The 4167-nt window shown below is 77.0% G+C and carries 4 protein-coding genes; 1 reads left to right on the top strand and 3 read right to left on the bottom strand.

Translation table 11 applies throughout. The features are described 5' to 3' along the window. The 3 genes from E0D90_RS24155 to E0D90_RS24145 form a co-directional block, all read right to left on the bottom strand. Positions 1–1015: DNA polymerase Y family protein (locus E0D90_RS24155; RefSeq protein WP_130800077.1), on the bottom strand; the 1015-nt coding region annotated here is incomplete at its 3' end. Between the two features lie 5 nt (positions 1016–1020). Next, the gene (imuA', locus tag E0D90_RS24150; protein WP_157996934.1) at positions 1021–1698 is read right to left on the bottom strand and encodes a DnaE2-dependent mutagenesis accessory factor ImuA'; all 678 of its coding nucleotides are present in this window, start codon (positions 1696–1698) and stop codon (positions 1021–1023) included. A 258-nt stretch (positions 1699–1956) separates the two neighbouring features. Beyond that, positions 1957–3312: a SpoIIE family protein phosphatase gene (locus E0D90_RS24145; RefSeq protein WP_227870461.1), complete on the bottom strand. Its 1356-nt coding sequence runs from the start codon at positions 3310–3312 to the stop codon at positions 1957–1959. Between the two features lie 235 nt (positions 3313–3547). On the opposite strand from E0D90_RS24145, the gene E0D90_RS24140 reads away from it, so the two are divergent. Further along, complete coding sequence (locus E0D90_RS24140; protein WP_103500997.1) at positions 3548–4144, top strand: dihydrofolate reductase family protein; 597 nt, start codon at positions 3548–3550, stop codon at positions 4142–4144. Positions 4145–4167: the final 23 nt, after the last annotated feature.

Genomic DNA, 4167 nt, shown 5'->3' with positions numbered 1-4167 from the left:
CGCCGGGGCCGTCCGGGACGCGGCCGGGTCCGGGGCGCCGGGGCGCGGCGGGGCCGGCCGTCCCGTCCGGCGCGGGCAGACTGCCGTCGGTGGACCACGCCCGCAGCACGCCACGTACCCGTTCGGCCACGGCGGCGGCGGAGAGCCGCCCCTCGTGGCGGAAGACCCGGGACAGCCGCCGCCCGCCGGTGAGTTCGACCTCGGCCTCCAGCCGGGCGCACACCACCCCGGCGCCCGCCAGCCGCTCGTGCAGCCGCTCGGCGGCCGCCCTGGCGGCGAAGACCACCGGTTCCAGCAGCGTCGTGGCGGGTTCGAAGGCGTGGCTGACGGTGTGGTCGACGGTGCCGGTCCGGGAGGAGACGGGGCGGGCCTCCAGGCCGCGGGCCGTGCGGTGGGCGGCGGTCCCCTCGGCGCCGAACCGGGTGGTCACCCGGTCCGTGGGCAGCGCGGCGAAGGCGCCGACCGTGGTGACTCCCAGCCGGAACAGCAGCTCCGTCAGCCGCGGCCGGCCCAGGACGCCGACCGGGTAGGGCGCCAGGAAGGCGGCGCTCTCCCCCGGCGGGACCAGCAGCCCGCCGCGGGCGGCGAGCGCGGCGGCGAAGACGGTGTCGGCGGCGCCGACCCGCGCCGGATGGCCCAGTTCCCCGAGCACGACGGTGACGCGTTCGGCCAGCCGCCGTTCGTCGCCCCAGTAGCGTGCCGGGCCCCGGGCGGGCGCGGCGAGCAGCCCCGGCCGGATGACCTCCAGCCGGGGCATGACCGCCTCCTCCAGCTCCCGCACCAGGGGCTCGAACCGGCGTACCTCCTCCTCCACGTCGCGTTCGACGGTGCGTAGCCCGGGGCAGCGCGAGCGGGCCGGGCGCAGCCGCATGCCGCGTCGCACCCCGGCCGCCCGTGCGGCGGTGGAGCAGGCCAGCACCACGCCCTGGGACATCACCGCGAGCGGGACGTCCGGCGCCGCGCCGGCGGCGGTGACCGGCCAGTCGGGCACCCAGACGGCCAGGACGCGGGCCATCACACTCACCCCACCGCCCGCAGCGGGCCGGTCCGCCGCACCGGCGCCCGGGACCCGGGCGCGGCAGCGGGGCCGGGCGCGGCGGCGGGAGCGGCGAGGCCGGTGGGGAGGCTCGACGGGGCGGCGAGGGAGACGGTGCCGTCCGGTCCGGGCAGCCACAGCTCCGCCTGGCGGACGCGGCCCGCCGCGCCCCGTCCGTCGGCGGTCACCCGTACCCGGCGGCCGCGCAGCAGCCCTTCGCCGGTGCCGACCCCCTCCCAGGTGGCGGCGGTCACCCGCAGCCGTACCTGGGCGCCGTCCCAGCCCTCCGCCGCCAGCAGGACGGCGCCGCTGCGGCGCAGGGCGGCCGCCAGCCGGCGGCGGACCCGGTCGGGCACCGGGGTGAGCGGTCCGGTCATCACGACGGGGACGGCTTCCAGCACGGCGTGCAGCACCTGGGGCCACTGCCGGCCCGGGGCGTCCACCCACATGCCCGCGCCGAGGTCGAGTCCGGCGTCGGCGGCGGCCAGCGGGCCGAGCGAGGGCAGGCCGATCGCGGCCCAGCCGACCGGGCCGGTGCGACCCGGTCCCGAGGTCACCGCGTCGGCGGCCAGGGCCAGCAGCAGCGGCATGTCACCGCCCGCGCTGACGGCCGTTCCGGGCCGCACGCGGCCGTCGGGCAGCAGCCCGGCGAGCGCCGGCACGGAACCCCGGTCACCGCGCGGCGCGGCTGGCTCGTGGGTCGCCTCATGGGTCGCCGGTACCGTCCACACCCTTCGAATTTCGAGCATGTGTTCGAAAAGCGCAAGTGAGAACCTGTCAGGTCACCGGGGGCGGCCGAGCCGGCCACGGCGGGTCACCGACCAGCGAAAACAGCGGAAACAGCGAGAACAGCGAGAACGCCGTCGTGCCGAAGGGCACGGACGGTGACACGGCGGCGGGACGGTCGGGGCCCCGGGCGGTCAGGCGGCGGCCGGCGCCGGCGGGACGCGCACCGCGAGCAGGGCGGTGTCGTCGCTGGCGAAGCCCCCGTGGTGGGCGGCGAGGGCCGCCGCGATGTGCTGGGTGGTGGCGTCGGCGTCCAGGCCGGGGGTCTCGGCCAGGGTCCGGGCCAGCGCCGCCTCGTCGAACATCGGCCGGTGCGGGCCGGGGGCGGCGGGGTCCGGGCGGGCCTCGCACGCGCCGTCGGTGTAGAGCAGCAGCAGGTCGCCGGGCGCCATCCGGAAACGGACGTCGGAGAGGCGGACGGCCGGGAAGACACCGAGCAGCGTGCCGGACGTCCCCACCTGCTGCACACGGCCGTCGGCGCGCCGGATCAGGGCCGGCGGGTGCCCGGCCAGGCAGAGCCGGCCGGACAGTCCGGCCGGGGTGGTGCGGAACGTGGTCTGCACGGCGGTGAGGAACCTCGGGGCACGCTGGGCGTGCATGGCGGTGTTCAGCCGGTCCAGGACTTCGGCCGGTGACAGGTGCTCCCCGGCGTCGGCACGCATGGTGTACCGGGCCAGCGCGGTCACCTTGGCCGCGTCGGTGCCCTTGCCGCACACGTCGCCCATCACCGCCGTCCACCAGCCGGTGCGTCCCTGGAACAGGTCGTAGAAGTCGCCGACCACGGCGGCGTCGCCGCTGGCCGGCAGGTAGCGGGCCGCGACCTCCAGCCCGGGGACGGGGCGCAGCGCCGGGGGCAGCAGGCTGTCCTGGAGGCTGCGCGCCAGTTCGCTGGAGTTCGTCAGCGCGTGCTGGGCCCGCTCCAGCGCGTCCCGCGCGTCGTCGAGCGCGGTGCGGGTGGCGGTGAGGGAGACGCGCAGGTTGACCTCGCTGGAGACCGCGCGGGCCAGGATCGCCAGGGCCTCCAACTCGCCCTGTTTCCAGATGCGTGGCTCGGCGTCGATCACGCACATGCTGCCGATCGCCTGGCCGTCGGACGTCACGATCGGGAAGCCGGCCCACGCGCCGACGCCCCAGGGGGCGAGGGCCGGGTGCCCGGCGGTGCGGGGGTCCTCCCCCGCGTCCTCGACGACGAACGGGCCGTTCGTCCCCACGGGGAAGTAGCAGAAGCTGTCGGCGACCGCGTTCTGCCAGAGTTCGGGCCCGCCGTAGGGCAGGTGCGGCACCGACTTCCAGTAGGTGCGGTCCTCCGCGACGAAGGTGAGCGCGGCGATGCCGCAGCCGGTCACCGCCGCCGCCAGCCGGGTCAGGTCGTCGAAGACCCGCTCGGGGGCGCTCCCGACCTGGCCGCTGGCGCCGAGTGCCGCCAGCCGGCCCGGGTCCGACAACACCGCCGGCAGCCCGTCCGCCCGCACGCCCTCCGGGTAACGCACCCTTCGACCCCTGTACTCGTTCGCCGTGCTCGTTCTCGCTCGCCCGCGGCCGCCGCCGCCCACTGCGTCCCGCCAGCCAACCACTCCGGGGGCCGCCCTGTCAGCCCCGTCCGCCATCGGCGGGTGTCCACCGGATGCCCGCGCACGGCTGCCGGACGGGGCGACCGGAGCGAGGATGTCAGCGGGGCGTGGCAGTCTTCGTCGCCTCAGCCCGGAGCGGAAGAGGAGTCACCCCATGCGCGTCGTGATCAGTGAGTTCATCAGCCTGGACGGTGTGGTGCAGGCACCGGGCGGACCGGAGGAGGACACCGACGGCGGGTTCGCCCACGGCGGCTGGACGCACCCGTTCTTCGACCCCGAGACGGTGGGCGGTGCCTTCGACGAGGCGCTGGCCGGTGCGGAGGCGCTGCTGTTCGGGCGGCGGACCTGGCAGGCGATGGGCAGGGCGTGGCCGGAGCGGGCCGGCGACCCGTTCGCCGACCGGATGAACGCCATCCCGAAGTACGTGGTCTCCCACACCCTCCAGGACACCGACCTGACCTGGAACAACACCCTCCGCATCGCGGGCGGCGACGCCGTCTCCCGGGTCCGGGAGCTGCGCGGCGGCGAGGGCGGGGACCTCCTGGTGATGGGCAGCGCCACCCTGGCGCGGACGTTGCTGGCCGAGAACCTGGTCGACGAGCTGCGGCTGGTGATCATGCCGGTGCTGCTCGGCGGCGGGAAGCGGATCTTCCCCGAGGACGGCACGCTGCGCACCCTCGAACTGGCCTCCTCCGTCACCAGCCCGGCCGGGGCCCATGTCTGCGTCTACCGGCCGGCCGCCGCCGGGTAGCACCCCGCCCCCTGCGCATCCCC

This window comes from Streptomyces otsuchiensis, assembly GCF_004305975.1.
GTDB lineage: Bacteria > Actinomycetota > Actinomycetes > Streptomycetales > Streptomycetaceae > Streptomyces > Streptomyces otsuchiensis.
This window is presented reverse-complemented; position numbering and strand designations above follow the sequence as displayed.